Source organism: Streptomyces sp. RK62 (genome assembly GCF_018070255.1).
GTDB lineage: Bacteria > Actinomycetota > Actinomycetes > Streptomycetales > Streptomycetaceae > Streptomyces > Streptomyces nigra.
On sequence record NZ_JAGPYD010000011.1, the window covers coordinates 165,317 to 180,438 of the forward strand.

Consider the following 15,122-nt stretch of genomic DNA (forward strand, 5'->3'; position numbering starts at 1 on the left):
TCCCGCTGCAACAATCCGGCGGGGCGTGAGGGGGGTCAGCTGGCCTTGAGGTCCTTGTGGATCACCTTGGCGACGCCCTGGATGGTGGTGATGCCGTAGTTCATGGTGCTGTTGCCGTGGCTGAGCACGGTGATCATGTAGTCGTGGCCGCCGCCCTTGAAGGCGCCGACGCTGTGCACCCGCCAGCCGTGGGTGGCGCGCTGCAGCCAGCCGTTCTTCACGGCCACGGAGACGCCGGACGCGCCGTAGGGGGTGCCCCAGCGCTGCGAGGAGACGACCTGGCCCATGAGCTTGAGGATGTAGGCGCGGGAGTTGTCGCTGAGCACGCTGTTCTTGGCGGTGAGGAGCTTGAGGAGCTTCTGCTCGTCGGTGACGGTGATCTGGGTCAGGCCCCAGTAGCCGTCGGCGCCCGGCTTGGTCTGGGTCATGCCGGCGGCGGCGAGGAAGCCCTTGATCTTGGTCATGCCGAGCTGCTTCCACAGGGTGGTGGTGGCCGCGTTGTCGGACTTGGTGATCATGGCTTTGGAGAGGGACGCCTCACGGTCGGTGAGGTAGCGGTTGTGCTTCTTGGCGTCCCACAGCAGCGTGGCCAGCACGGTGACCTTGACGACGCTGGCCGAGTCGAAGGCGCTGGACGCCCGGAGCGTGCAGGTCGTCTTCGTGGAGCGGTCGTAGAGGCCGACCGCGACGGTGCCCTGGCGGTTGGCCAGGGCGGCGGTGATGTCCCGCTTCAGCTTGTCGGCCAGCCCCGCCTTGGCGGAGGTGCAGCTGACGGCGGGGGTCGCCGCGGCGGCCGGTGCGGCGGCGGCGAGGGGCGCTATGACGAGGCCGGCGCCGAGGCCCGCCGCGACGACCGCTCGCGCGCGCCCGGCGGCGCCCTTGGAGTTCTCGCTCGCTGTCCCGTGAGTCATGGTCTGTTGACCAACGAGGACGCGGGAATGGTTGTACGGGTACGGGCGCGGAGTTGACGCCACACGAGCGCAACTCGCCCGCGTTCATCCCGAATTGAGGCACCCCTTCACCTGATGGACACGCGGAGGACCTCGACACGACTTCATGCCCATGTCACGCTCCGGATGCCGCCTTCGCTCAACCCGCGTAGACACACGCGAGAGGAGACCCCCCATGCCGGCGACATCCCCACGTCACCGCCGCTGGACCTCCGTGGCCCTGACCACGGCCGCCCTCCTGGCCGGGCTCACCGCCCCGGCCCTGACCGCCGCCCCGGCCGCCGCGACCACGACGGCGTACGACGACACGTACTACGCCGCCGCGCTCGGCAAGACCGGGCCCGCGCTGAAGACCGCCCTCCACGGGATCATCAGCAACCAGACGAAGCTCTCCTACTCGGCCGTCTGGGACGCCCTGAAGGTCACCGACCAGGACCCGGCCAACAGCAACAACGTCAAGCTGCTCTACAGCGGCATCTCCCGCAGCAAGTCGCTGAACGGCGGCAACACCGGCAACTGGAACCGCGAGCACGTGTGGGCCCAGTCCCACGGCGACTTCGGCACCTCGGCCGGGCCCGGCACCGATCTGCACCATCTGCGGGCCGAGGACGTCCAGGTCAACTCCACGCGCGGCAACAAGGACTTCGACAACGGCGGCAGCAGCTTCACCAACTCCGGTGGCAGCCTGACCGACTCGAACTCCTTCGAGCCCCGCGACGCCGTCAAGGGCGACGTGGCCCGCATGATCCTCTACATGGCCGTCCGCTACGAGGGCGACGACGGCCGGCCCGACCTGGAGGCCAACGACTCCATCAACGGCAGCGTCCCGTACCACGGGCGGCTGTCCGTCCTGAAGCAGTGGAACGACGAGGACCCGCCGGACGCCGTCGAGCAGCGCCGCAACGACGTAATCGACTCGTCCTACCAGGGCAACCGGAACCCGTTCATCGACCACCCGGAGTGGGTCGAGTCGATCTGGTAGCCCATAAGGGCTGTCCCGTAATTCCCGGTGGATCAGCGCGCGGCGTCAGATGCGGTGCATCGCAAGGCGGAGGGCCGTCCGCATACTGGATGTATGCGGACGACCCGACAACGCGGCGAGGTGCCGTAGCTGTCGTCGCGCGCCCGCCGGGAATCACGGGACAGCCCTTAGGCCGGCGACCCCTCGGATCACTCCCGAACATCCCCCATCCAGAGTCGTCGGCCCAACTCGTCGAGGTCCGCGCGCCGCTCCTCGTACTCGGGCAGCGCGGTCCGCAGCAGCCGCCAGAAGTCCTCCCGGTGCCCGGACACCTTCACGTGGGCCAGTTCATGGGCGATGACGTAGTCGATCAGATGCATGGGCAGCTGGAAGAGCGGCCACCCTAGGCTCATCAGTCCCTTGGCGCCCGCCCCGGCCTGCGGCGGCCGGTAAGACCCCCATCGGTCCCCCAAGTCCCGGACGTCGAGTTCCGGCTCGGTCACCCCCATGCGGGCCGCCCAGGGCTGAAGCCGCTGTCCCGTCCAGTTCCGGCCGGCCCGGCAGTACCAGTCGACCAGCGCCGCCCGACCCACCTGCGGCTCCGCCGCCAGATCCGGGCCCATGACGAGGCGCCCCGCGATCAGCCGGACCCCCCCACCCGCCCCCTCTTCACGGGACACGGCCAGCCGGTACGTCCTCCCCAGATAGCGGAAGACCTCTCCGTCCGCGAGCTGCTTGACAGGGCTGAGCGGGCGTGTGCGCTCCCGCTCCCGCCGCTTGGCCAGCAGCCAGTCCCGGTGCGCGCGGACGAACTGCTCCGCCTCGGCCGTCGAGCGCCCGGCCGGGGTGTGCAGGGTGAGGGTCGCGTCGGTCTCGACGGTCAGGGCGAACCGTTTCCTGCGGGCGCTGGCACGTACCCGCAGGGACAGTCCGTCCACGGTGAGGAGGGCTTCGGGGGCGGAGTACGTCGAAGGATCGGCCGGCGCGGTCACCCGCCTATTCTCCCCTCGCCCTGTTTCGGAACTGCCGCAGGTTGTTCTGCGCGAAGGACGCCAGGCGCTCGGCCGCGTTCTCCAACGACTCCCAGTCCCCGCCCACGGGCCGGACATCGCTACTGAGCAGGACGTCCTGGAGATCTCCGGCCAGCATGCTGATGTCCTGGTGCTGTCCCTGGTACGACGCCCTGGCCATGGTCCGGGTGGCCACGTCGCACACCTTGCCCGTGAGCCGCCTGACGTCTCCGCCACCGGCGAGCCTGATCCCGGGGGTGTCCTCGAGGATCTGCTCCACCAGCCGGTACACCCTCTGTTCGAGCGGCGTGAGACCGGCGAGTTCCGGGGACTCCTCCTGTTCCTGCCTGGCCTCCTCGATCAGCGGGCCGAACTCCTCGATCTGCTCCTCGAAGCGGCCGGGCATTGTGCGCAGGATCTCTTCCAGGCGCTTGGAGAGCCGCTCGTATTTCGCGGGGTCCTCCCGCTTCGTCCGCTCCTCCAGGTGAAAGCGGAGCGCGTGCCCCATCTCCGCCGCCGCCTCCTGCGGCGGCAGCCGCCGCACGGCGTCATCGAAGGTGAGGGCCGTGAGCGAGACCGGCGGGATGACCTGGTCGATCTCCGGCCCTTCGAGGTGGTCGGCGATCATCGCCCGGACCTTGCGCCCGTACCGGCGCAGAGTGAACGTGCCGCCCTCGGCGTCCCGGCACAGCCGCCGCACCCGCTTCTGGAGGAGGCTCCAGCGCCGGGCGTCCGCCACGTAGTCCAAAGCGTCCTCGTGCGGAAGGACGCGTTCGAGGGTGGCGAGGAACGCGTGCAGCACCTCGTCGAAGTCGGACCGCAGGTCTTCCGGTTGCAGTGCGAGGGCCGCGGGCCCCAGCTTGGCGAGCTGGTCGAGCTGCGCGTCGTCGATGCCGTTGCGCTGCAGGAAGTCACGGACCTCTTGGGCGGCGGGCCCGAGCTTGTCCACCTCGTAGGACAGATCGCGCATGGTGTCGGTGACGTCGGCGTTCCGGTACCCGGCGAGTGCGCTGGAGAGGTGCTCGAAGACGCCGTAGTAGTCGACGACGTAACCAACCTCCTTGCCGGGCGAGGTGCGGTTGACCCGCGCGACGGCCTGGAGCAGCTCGGCGTCCCGGATCGGCCGATCCAGGTAGAGCACTTGTTCGCGCGGGGCGTCGAATCCCGTGAGCAGCATGGACTTCACGATCAGGAACGCGATGGGGCTGTCGGGATGGACCGGGTCGGGCATCGAGGTGGGGAGCGGCGACGGTTCACTGTTCGCCGCCTCGGACCACGGAGTGTTCATACCCCCGGCGGGATCGGTGGGAGGGGCCGGGTCCTGCGGCGGGTTGAAGGGGGTCACCGCGACCCACTCCGGATCGGGCGCCAGCTCGGGAAAGGCCTTCTGGAAGCGCTCGGTGTACGCCTCCTGGCGACCGGCGTCGGTCCACTCCCTCCATTCCCCCCGCTTGCGGCCGGCCCCAGGAGAGATGACGGGAACGAAGTCGATCCGCCGCAGCAACGCCCGGAACTGGTAAGCCTGGTGGAGGTAACGCTGTCTGGCGGACAGCTTCTCCAGCGGTGTCCCCGTCACCGACTCCGGATCGAACTCGGCCAACCGCGCCAGCAGTTCGTCACGGGCCTTGCGCAGGGCGTGGTGGTATTGCACGGCCGACTTCCGGCTGACGGCCGCGACCTGTGCTTTGAAGCCGCCGGGCAGCACCGTGGTCACCCAGTGCTCCAGCATGTCCTCGGCCTTCGCCTCGATCATGGGAACGGACTCGGCGACATCCCGCTCGGTGGGCCACTTCTTGAGGAGTGCGGCCCGCTCCTTCAGGGTGCGATCCCGGACGAGGTCGTCGAACCCCCTGTCGAGTACCTCCCCGTCACGAACCTCGCCCTCCCCCGTCCGTCCCTCGTAGCGGATGCGGACGACGACGCCGTCGTGCTGGGCGTCCTCCATCCGGTACTCGTCGAGGAAACCCCGCGGTGAGTCGCCCCGCCCGAAGATCCGGCGCGTGTCTTCCTCGCGCCCGGTGATGATGGGCGTACCCGTGAACCCGATCTTGGCGGCGTTCGGGATCGCCTTGCGCAGGGCGGCGTGCAGGACGCTGGTATGGGAACGGTGGGCCTCGTCGACGAGGACGAGGATGTCGGGTGAGGTGTTGCACTCGGGGAAGTCCGGTACGGGTCCGGGGCTTTCGTCCTCGCTCCCGCCCGCGCTTACTCCCGTCAGGTCCCGGTCGTCCCCGCTGCCTTCCGCCTCCCCGGCGAAGGTGAACCCTGTGCCGTACTTCTGGATCATGCCGAAGACGACGCGCCGCCCGCCGTCGCGCAGCAGCCCCTCCATCTGCGTCCGGGTCTTCGCCGTCTCGACATCGGACTCGCTGAGTTTCAGCGTCCGGGAGAGCTGGGTCTGCAACTGGGTGCGGTCGGTGACCACGACCACCATGAACTCACTGAGCCGATGGTGCAGATGCACCCGCCGCACCAGGAACGTCATGGTCAGCGACTTGCCGGAGCCCTGCGTGTGCCAGATGACACCGCCGCGCTCGTCCTCGGTGTCACGCCCTGCACGGGCCCGCCCGGTCAGCAGCCTGCGTACGGCCTTCTCGGCGGCCCGGTACTGCTGATGCCGGGCGACGGCCTTCACGGTCCGCACCGCCCCGCCGTCCGCATCCGACTCGACGGCCATCGGGATCACGTAGTGCCGTACGACGTTGAGCAGGGCGGTCGGCCGCAGGACCACACCGACGAGCTTCTGCTGCTCGCCGAGCGGCGGAGGAGCGGCCGGGTCGGCGCCGTCCGCGAGGAGGCCGGCGGTACGCAACTCCCGCCGAAGCGTGCTCTCCTCCTCCGGTTGGACACTGCGCCATGGGTGGAAATGCTCGGGCTCGGAGGTGACGGTACCCAGGTGGGCGGTCTCACCGGTCGCGGCGACGAGAAGCTGCACGGTCCGGAACAGTTCCGGCACCCCGGCGGGCACCGGGGCACCGGTGGCGTCGAGGTCCAGTACAGGATTTCCGGCGTAGTGCCGGAGGTCGAGCACGGCGCTGCGGACGGGCTCGGCGAAATCGGGGTTCTTGCACTCGACGGCGACGAGCGGGATGCCGTTCACGAAGAGGACGACGTCGAGTATCGACAGCTCGCCGGAACGGCTGCGCACGCGGAGCTGGTCGACGACGGTGAAAGTGTTGCGCGTGACGAGGTCCGGATGCCACTCGACGTACTGCACGGTGGCGGACGGACCGCCGTGCGCTGCGGAGGGCGAGGGAAGCGTCCAGCCGTGGAGCAGCATGTCGGTGGCGGCCAGGTTCGCCTGCACGACGCCGCTGCCGAGGGAGAGGGAGGCGAGCTCGTCGACCGCCCGCCGGATGTCGTCCTCACCCATCCAGGGCTGACCGTCACCGCCCCGGAGGTTGATCCGCCGCAGCGCGGGCCCGAGCTGGTCGACGAGCAGCGGCACGGCCGCGTCGAGCGTGTCCAGTTCCACGCCCGGGACGTGCGTCCACCCCATGGCCTCCAGCTGGGCCACTAACGGCCGCTCCACCTCGTCCCGCTCGACCTGCACCACCACAGCCCCGCGCCTCTCCGTACGTCCCGCCGTTCCCCGGAGATCCATTCTGTGCCGAGGGGGCGGGCTGAGGGAAAGGGATGCAGGGGAGTACGTGGCAGATCGTGCGGACGTACGGGGGCTTTACGCCGGTACGTCCGCACGCTCGGCGGAGGCGGGTGGGTCAGGTGCCGGGGTCCTCCTCAGGAGCTTCGCCGTCATCGTCCGGGACGGGGAGGCGGGCGCCCCGGCTGCGAGCGACGCGGTGCACGTCGTGCAGAGATTCGGTCAATCGGGCTGCCAGGAACCGGAGTTGAGGCGCGGTGACTTTGGCGTCGTCAAGGAGATCGGCGGCATGGTCGAGAAGGTCGCCGGCCATGCCGAGCTGGACGGCCTCGACGTTGTCGGCGACACGGGAGAGGGGACCGGTACCGGAGGCGTCGGCGACGAGGTAGCAGGGGTTGCCGTCGGGGTTGGACCAGGGGAGGAGGCGGGGGCGGATGGCTGTGGGTGCGGCGTCGTGGCTCTTGTAGATCATGCGGCGGCCACCTCGTTGCCCCGGGTCCGGCGCGAGCCGACCTCCACACCGTGGATGTGCCGTGGCCCTACGTCGATGCCGTGCACGGCGAGCCAGAGAGTTCGACGACAGGCGCGCTGCTGCCTGGCCTGCGCACGCTGTTCGTGGGCAAGGAGGTAGGGGCGGACCAGCGGAGAGTCCTCGCCACGGATGAGGGCTTCGTGCGGGGAGAGGTGGCGGCCGGGTGCCGCGGGGGAGGCCTGTACGGGGGCATGTAGTTCCCCTGCGCCGACGGAGAGCCTGCGCCGTCCGGAGGCGGGCCAGAGTAGCCGCAGCAGCAGCGCCACGAGGCGAGCGATATGGTGCAACACGTTCTCAACTCCAGAGTGGTTGAGGGCCATGCCCCCGGGCCGTCGCAAGCGGTCGCGGGGGTCCTTGCTTTCGGCCGAGATCACTCGGCGCCTGTGCAAGAGGTAACCGCTCGGACACCCTCCGCAGGTACCGTTGGAAGACGGTGGGACCGTGAACGCCGTGAACGCCGTCGATGAACACCATGCAAGCCGTCGGGAGTTGAGGACATGGCACGGAAGCGCACCCCCAACCGCGCCCTGGACAACCTGCTTGACCAGGCACGATGGACCAGGACCCAGCTCGCGCAGCAGGTGAACCGCCTCGGCCCTCAGGCAGGACTCGACCTTACGTACGACCGCACCGCGGTCGCGCACTGGATTGCCGGGGTCCAGCCGAAACCGCAGGTCAGAGCGCTGATCGTCGAGGCTCTCTCGGCACGGCTGGGACGACCCGTCACCCACGCGGAAGCCGGCCTGGAGCCGGCGCCATCACTCATGGACCCCCAAAGCGCCGACACTGTCGAGGAGTTGATCGACCTCGGAAGGGCAACAATGGATCCGTCCCGCCGCAGCCTGCTGGCCGCCACGGTCTTCTCTGCCGCGCTGTCAGTACCTGCGTTCACCCACCCCGCGCGAGCGGCGGCCGAATCCGTGACTCCTGGCAAGAGGACGGTCCGTATCAGCTCTTCACAGGTGCAGTCGATCCGCACCATGACCGACCGGATCGCGGACATCCTCGACGAACTCGGCGCCGGGCACGCGATGCCCATGGCGTCCGCGTTTCTCGTCAACACCGTCGGCCCCTGGCTCCAGGCACAGGCCACGGAATCCGTCCGCAAGGACATGCTGGCCGCCGCGTCAGACCTCACCTACCTGACCGGCTGGATGGCCATGTACGAGAAGGCTCACGGCCTCGGACAGCGCTACTACGTCCAAGCCCTCGGCCTGGCACGCGAGGCGGAAGACCACGTCACCTACTGCAGGACCCTGCGCGGCATGTCCCTCCAGGCCTCCAACCTGGGGTACGGGCCCAAGGCCCTGGAACTCGCGGATTCCGCAGCAGAAGCAGCCCCCTCTGCGGGCCCGCGTCTCGTGGCGTTCCTACGCGGCCAGCAGGCCCACTCCGCGTCCATGGTGGGCCTGAAGCAACAAGCGCACACCCGCCTGAAGGAGGCGGAGCAGGCGCTGGCGAAGGCGGACAACCACAGGGACGCGATCGGCGGCTACGACCAGACCGCCTACCTCTTCCACGTCTCCCACGTGCTGTACGAGGAGAAGGATTTCGCGGGCTCAATCAAAGCTCTGAAACAGTCGATCCGTCTCCAGCCGAAACAGGAACGCCAGGGCCGCGTGCACGCCTACGCCCTGCTCGCACAACGTCAGCTACGCGTCGGTCACCTGGACGCGGCCTGCGAGAGCTGGTCACGCTTCCTGGACGAGTACGAACACGTCTCGTCGAACCGAGGTGACGACCACTTCCGCACGATGAGCACGGAACTGCGTCGGCACTCAACCGCCCGTCCTGTACGTGAACTTGCACGCCGTGCGCGCGATGTGGCCTCGGCCAAGGCTGCGTGATGTTCGCAGACCCCGGTAGCGGCGCATTTCACCGCAAAACAGCGGAGAAGTGCGAACCCCCTGGTTGACCGAGCCCTCCTGAACGCTGCCGTGCTGAACGGCTGGCGCAAGTCGACGTACAGCGGCAGGGAAGGCGGCAGCTGCATCGAGGTGCTGGACGGCTACCCGAGCGGCGTCCCAGTCCGCGACTCCAAGGTCCCTCAGGGACCTGCGCTGGTCTTCCAGTCGGCCGGCTGGACATCGTTCGTCACAGCAGTCGAGGACGGCCATCTGACCGCCGGACCGTTCACCGCCACGATCCATCCCGGTCCGCATCCTTTGGGCATACCGGTCTCTCAGGCCACCACGCCAGAGGTTGTGACCCGCCCCGACAGCAAATCGCCCACGAGCCCTTGCTTGAGCTCACGGAGCTTGTTCAGCTCCTCTTCCTCACGCCCGATCTGCTCGTCACAGGCCTCCAACGTGGCTACGATGCGACGCTGTTCAGCCAAATCGACCGGGAGATCAATCTCCAACTCCCTCAAGCGGGTTGGATTGACGTTTACCTGCTGCACGGCAACCGTCGAAGTCGACCGCACCCGTTGGCGAACGAGAGGGTGCATCAGCCATTCGACAAGGTACTCCGGTGTCACACGTTGCAGGTCCGGGACAAGGCGAACCAAATACGACGCGAAGGTCGCGCTCGGCAGTTCATCACGCCACATGGCCGCCTTGCCAATATGTTCCATACTGTTCGTCCTGTTAAACAGGACGTCTCCACACCTGAGAAAGAACTTCGAAGGAACCGGAACCGGACAATATCGCAGATCATCCACATCGAACCTGGCGCCCTGAATATTGTTCATACGCAGCACTGGTACGCCGCGGGCATCCCCGTCGAGGGCTGCAGAGATTCCATACTCAGCCGATGGAACAATACTTTTCAACGGCACGCGAGCCCAACCTGCCGCTGGCTGATCACTTTCTACGGACTTCATGGAAGCAAGTAGAGATGCCTTGCGCAATTTGTGGAACTTGGCGATCGACGCCTCGATTCCGCGCTCCAACTCCGTGACACTGCCGATCACCTCAATGATCCGCTGCTGTTCTTCAACCGGAGGAACCGGGAACCAGAAGCCCGCCAAGTCCTGCCTATTCACCTTGGGAATACCTGTACGCCCCGAAAGATTCTCCACATACCGCGAAAAATCTTCCCCTAGAAGAACAGCCTTGACGAAACCCCCAATCACATCCTCCCCTGGCCTCAGGGGATACATGTCGGCGGAGCAAATCCCAGTGAAGTCAGCGAGGGCAACTTTCCGCAGCGCAGGCCTGATCTTGCTGAACACAACGTCACCTGGATGGACAACATACTTTCCGCTCACCGCCCCCTGCGATTCAGCAGTTTCCCGCTTACGGATCTCCCCGGTGCCAGACTCTATATGATCCGGCGCAAGCAGAACTTGCCTCTTGTAAGGAGCCCGCAAAGGGCTCACCTGTCCTGTGGGGAGGCTCACAACATCAGTTAGCCGCCGAAGCGGCCACTCACCCGACATAACCCAACTCCCCAAGAAACCCGTCCAGTCTTCCCGCTGCGCCTTCGCGCCCCGCCCGAATCTCCCGCAATGAAACAGCGTACTTCTGCTCCCACGTCTCATAAGACGCCGCCAGCTCCCGCTGCCACCGCAATACATGCCCGTCCAGCTTCGCCGCCAGGTCGTCCCGCAACAGGTCAAGCACCACCCGGCGCTCCCCCTCCGCATCCAACTCCTCCCGCGCCCGGAACAACCGCGGCGGCTCCTCCCCCAGCGTCGGCGTATCGCTCGGGTACGGGTGCCGGTGGAAGTCCGTCTCAAGGCGTTTGATGTCCGCGCCCGCCTTCTTGCGCGCTTTCTTCACCCGCGCTAGTTCAGTCGTCAGTTCGGCCACCTCCTCGACACTCAGGACAACTTCCTCCGAGTCGGCCTCACCATCGACCTGGTCCCCGTCGGCCTCCGCTTCCGCTCCACCCCCGGAAAGCCGCGCACTCAGCTCCTTGAACCGCGCGTCCCCCTCCGCCTTCCGCGCGTCTGCCTCCGCCAGCTCCTCCAGGAACCGCGGAGTGATCGCGGCGACCACCTTGTGGTCGTACGCCTGACGCCGCTCCGCTGCCGTCCGCGTACGCCGCTTCTTCGTCCGCGCGTCCTGTTCGGGCGAGAGCAACGTGTCGACGTTCTCGACCCACCCGTCGACGACGCCCCCGAACCCGTTCTCCGACAGCGCGAGCAGGTCGTACTTGGCGTCGTACCACCACCCCGCGACCGCACCCGCCAACGCGTACCTGTCCAGCAGCCCGACCCGGCCCAGCCGTTCTCCGAACGACTTCATCAGCTGTCTCCGCACCGCCATCAACGCGGCCTTGCGCTCGGAGGACGTGGAGAAAGCAAGAGTCTCAGGGGTGGCCGCCACCGCCTCCAGTCGGCGGGCGGCCTCCTCCTCCCACCACTTGCCGAACTCCGCCCGCAGTTCCTCCTCCCGGGGTCGGGCCAGCTCGCTCAGGTCGGGACGACCGCCCGCCGCCTCGTCGCGGAAGTCGACGTACGCTGGGTCCGTCGGCTCCCGCTCCACGAACAGGTCGGTCACCCCGATCCCGTACGAGTCGAGCAGCGGCTTTTTCGCCTCGATCTCCGCGCGCGGTACCCCGCCCACCAGGTGTGCACGCACGTCCTGCGGCTCGGGCGGCGGCGTGTTGTCCACGTACCGGCGGATGTTGAGGTTGTCGTCGTTGGCGGCGAGTTCCTCACGGGTCACGATCCGCGAGAACCCGGGCACCTCCTCGTACGCGTGGAACGTCGAGACGATCTTCTCGGCGTGCTCGGGGAGCAGGATGTTCTGCGCCCGCTCCGCGTGGAACTCGCGGTCGGCGTTGATGAACAGCACCTTGCCCTCCCGCGCCCGGTCCTTCCGGCCCGGCGGGCGGAGCACCAGGATGCAGGCCGGGATGCCGGTCCCGTAGAAGAGGTTCGGCGCGAGGCCGATGACCGCCTCGATGGCGTCCTTCTTCAGCAGCTCCGTACGGATGGCCTGCTCACCGCCACCCCGGAACAGCACGCCGTGTGGCATGACCGTGATCACCATGCCGCCGCGAGCGCCCTCCCGCTTGGCCTCCCACAGCATGTGCTGGAGGAACATCAGGTCGGCCTTGCCGCGCTCGCTCGTCGCCCCGTACTTGGCACGCTCCGCCGGGTGCGCCAGGTCCGCGAGGGTGTAGTCCAGGGAGAACGGGGGGTTGCTGAGCACCCCGTCGAACCGGTCCTCGTCCGAGCGCGGGACGTGCGCCGGCTGCGAGAGCGTGTCCCCGGTGGCCAGGTCGAAGCGGCGCACCCCGTGCAGGACCATGTTCATCGTCGACATGATCCAGGAGCCGGAGTTGGCGTCCTGCCCGGCGAAGAACATCGACGACGTGTCGCCGCCGTGCTCCTCCACGTACTCCGCCGCGTGGATCAACATGCCGCCCGAGCCGACGCACGGGTCGTAGATCCTCATGTTCTCGGTGGGAGCGAGGAGTTCGACCATCATGCGGACCACGGCGCGCGGGGTGTAGAACTCGCCGCCCTTGCGTCCGGCCGAGTCCGCAAACTCCTTGATCAGGTACTCGTACGCGGCACCGATCAGGTCGGGGAACTCGAAGTCCTCCGTGCGCAGCCGGATCCGCCCGAAGTGCGCGATGAGGAGTTTCAGGCGCTGGTCGGCCAGCTTCGCCGCCCCCGACGCAGCGCCTGAACCACCGATGCGGTTGAAGTCGAGGTGGTCGAAGAGGCCCTTGAGCTTGGCATTCTGTCCCTCAAGCGCTTGTAGCGCGGGACGCAACGCCTTCTCATTGATGTTGTAGGGGGTGGCGGAGACCTTGGCCCAGCGAGCATCTTCCGGCACGTACAGCACATCGCGCTTGCGGTACGGGCCCGGCTGCTCCAGGTAGCCGGGAAGGTCCTCGTCGGCGAGCTTCAGCTCCTCTACGGCGTACTGCCTGAGCCTGTCCCTGGCCGCCTCGAACTCGTCGTTGGCCCGCTTCAGGAAGAGCAGCCCGAAGATGTAGTCCTTGTACTCGGAAGCGTCCATCGAGCCGCGGAGAATGTCCGCTGCGGCCCACAGATGCCGTTCCAACTGGGCGAGCGTGAGCTTGGCCACGTACGAGACTCCCTACGACCGACCCGACCTGAGATGACGGAGAGACCCTATGACCCCGCTCGGGTCATACCGAAATCAACGCATGATCATGGCCGAGAAAGGTCAGTAGCTGTCGATGTGCAGCCCCTTCTCCACGAACTCGTGTACGTCCGTGTAAGGGTCCCTGTCCCACTTGCCCACATGGGCCGGATGCTGGCCGTTCATCCGCTCGGCGTTCTTCCGGGCCGTCTTGTAGCTCCCCAGGATCTGGTGCGGCAGGACGACCTTGGGAGTCTTGGCATCCTGGGAGCCCCGCGGGAACGGGAGCCGCCCGGCCGCCCCGTCACACACCCCGGCGAACGAGCCGCTGACCGGCTTGTAGTGGGCGAGGCGCCACACCTCGAAGCACGGATGTGAGAAGGCGACGCCGATGCCCGTCTTCTCCGCCTGGTCCAGTGCGTCGCGGACGTACTTGTAGTTGTCGTGGTCGAAGAGGCACCAGACCTGGGGCAGGTACTTCTCCTCCAGTTTGGCCCGCTTCGCCTTGCGGTCCTCTTCACGCTTCAGCCTGATCGCCTGCTCGACTAAGTCGAGCGGCTTGCGTCCGCTGTCGGCCCTGCGGTTGGCGATGTGCATCTCCACCGGGACCTCGCCGACGATGGGGACGCCCTGGTCCTTGAGGATGTCGAGATACGAGGGCTCGGTCACCTTGCCCTCGGTGAAGATGAAAACCTGGCGCTTGCGCTGTCCGCCCCGTCGGGCCGGACGCTCCCACGAGTCCTTGCCCTTCTGCGCCCGCCCCATCAGTCGCGCCCCGCCCCGTCCGCTCGCTCGCCTGTCTCGTCGTACGTGCCGGCCTCGCGCGCCACCAGCAGCCGCCGCGCGATCTGCCCCTCCAGGAGTGCCGGAACCCCGCCGAAGGCCCCCGCGAGATAGGACTGCGTGAGGTCCTCGTCCTCGCCCGGCTCGGCGTCGGTGAGCGGATACAGCGCGGTCGCCCCGCCCTTGTCCTTCTCCGTCAGCCACACCTGCGCCGGGTCGAGGAGCCGCTCGCCGCTCGGGGTGGTGAGCACCGTCGCGTCGTGCGACGTGAAGACCAGTTGGGCGCCCTTGGGGTTCGCGTACGGGTCGTGGAAGAGCCGGACGACCTCGGCCGCGAAGCGGGAGTGCAGGCTGGCGTCGAGTTCGTCGACGAGAAGGACCGCGCCTTCGTCGAGGGCGAGGAGCAGTGGGCCCAGAAGGGCGTACCAGGACCGGGTGCCGTAGGACTCCTCCTGCCAGTCGAAGGAGACGTCCCCGGCAGCCGAGTGGTGCGTCAGCTTCACCGTGTCCCGGCCCGGACGCTCCTGGACGACCGTCGCTCCGGTGATGCCGAGGTCTGCGACCCTCAGCAGCTCCTGGATCCTGGCGGCCCTCGGACCGGACAGTTCCTTCGTGGTGTACCGCGCGCGCTCGTCCCGCTCAACCTCCGGGTTGATCATCCAGAAGTTGCGGCGGAACCAGTGGAACAGCGGGGAGAGCTGCGGGTGGTTGTCCGTGCCGGCGGTGGAGAGAAGCAGTGCGTTCGGCCGCGTACGCCGTACGAGCTGGGACCGGTCCCTGACGCGTCCACCGGGCCACTTGAAGACATCCGGCCGGGAGGCGTCACGGTCGAGCCATTCCTGACGGTGACCACGTGGGTAGCTGTGCAGCCATTCGGACTCGACGCGGGTGGCTCCGAGCTCGAAGCCGTACGTCCAGCGGACCTCGTCGATGACGACATCGACCTCGAAGAAGGAGGGTTCGCTCTCGCTCTTGGGGTCCAGGGCGAAGACCTGGCGCGGGATGCCGTCGTAAGAGGCCCAGTGCGCGTAGGAGTTGAGGACCGCGTTGCGCATGTCCGTCATCGCGGTCAGCACGTTCGACTTACCAGAGGCGTTGGCCCCGAAAATGCCGATCAGCGGGAGGACGGAGATGGATCCGCCGCCCGCGAGATCCATCGGATTCGCCGACCCGCCCGGTTCGTCGCCAGACGCGACGAAGGACAGCTCCTGCTCGTCTCGCAGGGACCGTACGTTCGCGACGCGGAACCGCAGCAGCACACTGTCCTCCTCTCC

General features: G+C 67.7%; 11 protein-coding genes and 1 pseudogene. 3 read left to right on the forward strand and 9 right to left on the reverse strand.

Annotated features, from left to right (window positions below; translation table 11 throughout):
* Nucleotides 1–35: 35 nt before the first annotated feature.
* Nucleotides 36–911: a serine hydrolase gene (locus KBY32_RS22295; RefSeq protein WP_210981342.1), complete on the reverse strand. Its 876-nt coding sequence runs from the start codon at nucleotides 909–911 to the stop codon at nucleotides 36–38.
* A gap of 214 nt (nucleotides 912–1,125) precedes the next feature.
* Between KBY32_RS22295 and KBY32_RS22300 the strand changes: the two genes are divergently transcribed.
* Nucleotides 1,126–1,932, forward strand: a complete 807-nt coding sequence (locus KBY32_RS22300) for an endonuclease I family protein (RefSeq protein ID WP_210981343.1) — start codon at nucleotides 1,126–1,128, stop codon at nucleotides 1,930–1,932.
* A gap of 188 nt (nucleotides 1,933–2,120) precedes the next feature.
* Here the strand turns inward: KBY32_RS22300 and KBY32_RS22305 are convergent, their stop codons facing one another.
* The 4 genes from KBY32_RS22305 to KBY32_RS22320 form a co-directional block, all read right to left on the reverse strand.
* Nucleotides 2,121–2,903 carry a SprT family zinc-dependent metalloprotease gene (locus KBY32_RS22305; protein WP_308293771.1) on the reverse strand — a complete coding sequence of 261 codons (783 nt, stop codon included), beginning with the start codon at nucleotides 2,901–2,903 and terminating at the stop codon, nucleotides 2,121–2,123.
* A gap of 4 nt (nucleotides 2,904–2,907) precedes the next feature.
* On the reverse strand, nucleotides 2,908–6,480 hold the full coding sequence (locus KBY32_RS22310; RefSeq protein ID WP_210981345.1) for a type I restriction endonuclease: 3,573 nt from the start codon (nucleotides 6,478–6,480) through the stop codon (nucleotides 2,908–2,910).
* A gap of 160 nt (nucleotides 6,481–6,640) precedes the next feature.
* Nucleotides 6,641–6,994 (reverse strand): hypothetical protein, encoded by a 354-nt coding sequence (locus KBY32_RS22315; protein ID WP_210981346.1) that lies wholly within the window; start codon nucleotides 6,992–6,994, stop codon nucleotides 6,641–6,643.
* Complete coding sequence (locus KBY32_RS22320) at nucleotides 6,991–7,344, reverse strand: hypothetical protein (RefSeq protein ID WP_308293772.1); 354 nt, start codon at nucleotides 7,342–7,344, stop codon at nucleotides 6,991–6,993. Before KBY32_RS22320 ends, KBY32_RS22315 begins: the two co-directional genes overlap by 4 nt.
* 207 nt (nucleotides 7,345–7,551) lie before the next feature.
* Here KBY32_RS22320 and KBY32_RS22325 point away from each other — a divergent pair, with 207 nt between their 5' ends.
* Nucleotides 7,552–8,901 carry a tol-pal system YbgF family protein gene (locus tag KBY32_RS22325; RefSeq protein WP_210981348.1) on the forward strand — a complete coding sequence of 450 codons (1,350 nt, stop codon included), beginning with the start codon at nucleotides 7,552–7,554 and terminating at the stop codon, nucleotides 8,899–8,901.
* Between the two features lie 60 nt (nucleotides 8,902–8,961).
* A pseudogene (locus KBY32_RS22330) lies at nucleotides 8,962–9,180 on the forward strand (DUF397 domain-containing protein); the annotation flags it as partial.
* Between the two features lie 56 nt (nucleotides 9,181–9,236).
* Here KBY32_RS22330 and KBY32_RS22335 read toward each other — a convergent pair.
* The 4 genes from KBY32_RS22335 to KBY32_RS22350 form a co-directional block, all read right to left on the reverse strand.
* Nucleotides 9,237–10,538 carry a restriction endonuclease subunit S gene (locus KBY32_RS22335; RefSeq protein WP_308293773.1) on the reverse strand — a complete coding sequence of 434 codons (1,302 nt, stop codon included), beginning with the start codon at nucleotides 10,536–10,538 and terminating at the stop codon, nucleotides 9,237–9,239.
* A complete protein-coding gene (locus KBY32_RS22340) occupies nucleotides 10,426–13,047 on the reverse strand; it encodes a class I SAM-dependent DNA methyltransferase (protein ID WP_210981350.1) in 2,622 nt (873 codons plus the stop codon). Before KBY32_RS22340 ends, KBY32_RS22335 begins: the two co-directional genes overlap by 113 nt.
* Before the next feature lie 102 nt (nucleotides 13,048–13,149).
* The gene (locus KBY32_RS22345; protein ID WP_210981351.1) at nucleotides 13,150–13,830 is read right to left on the reverse strand and encodes an RloB family protein; all 681 of its coding nucleotides are present in this window, start codon (nucleotides 13,828–13,830) and stop codon (nucleotides 13,150–13,152) included.
* Nucleotides 13,830–15,107 (reverse strand): ATP/GTP-binding protein, encoded by a 1,278-nt coding sequence (locus KBY32_RS22350; protein WP_210981352.1) that lies wholly within the window; start codon nucleotides 15,105–15,107, stop codon nucleotides 13,830–13,832. The genes KBY32_RS22345 and KBY32_RS22350 overlap by 1 nt, the downstream gene beginning before the upstream one ends.
* Between the last annotated feature and the right edge of the window lie 15 nt (nucleotides 15,108–15,122).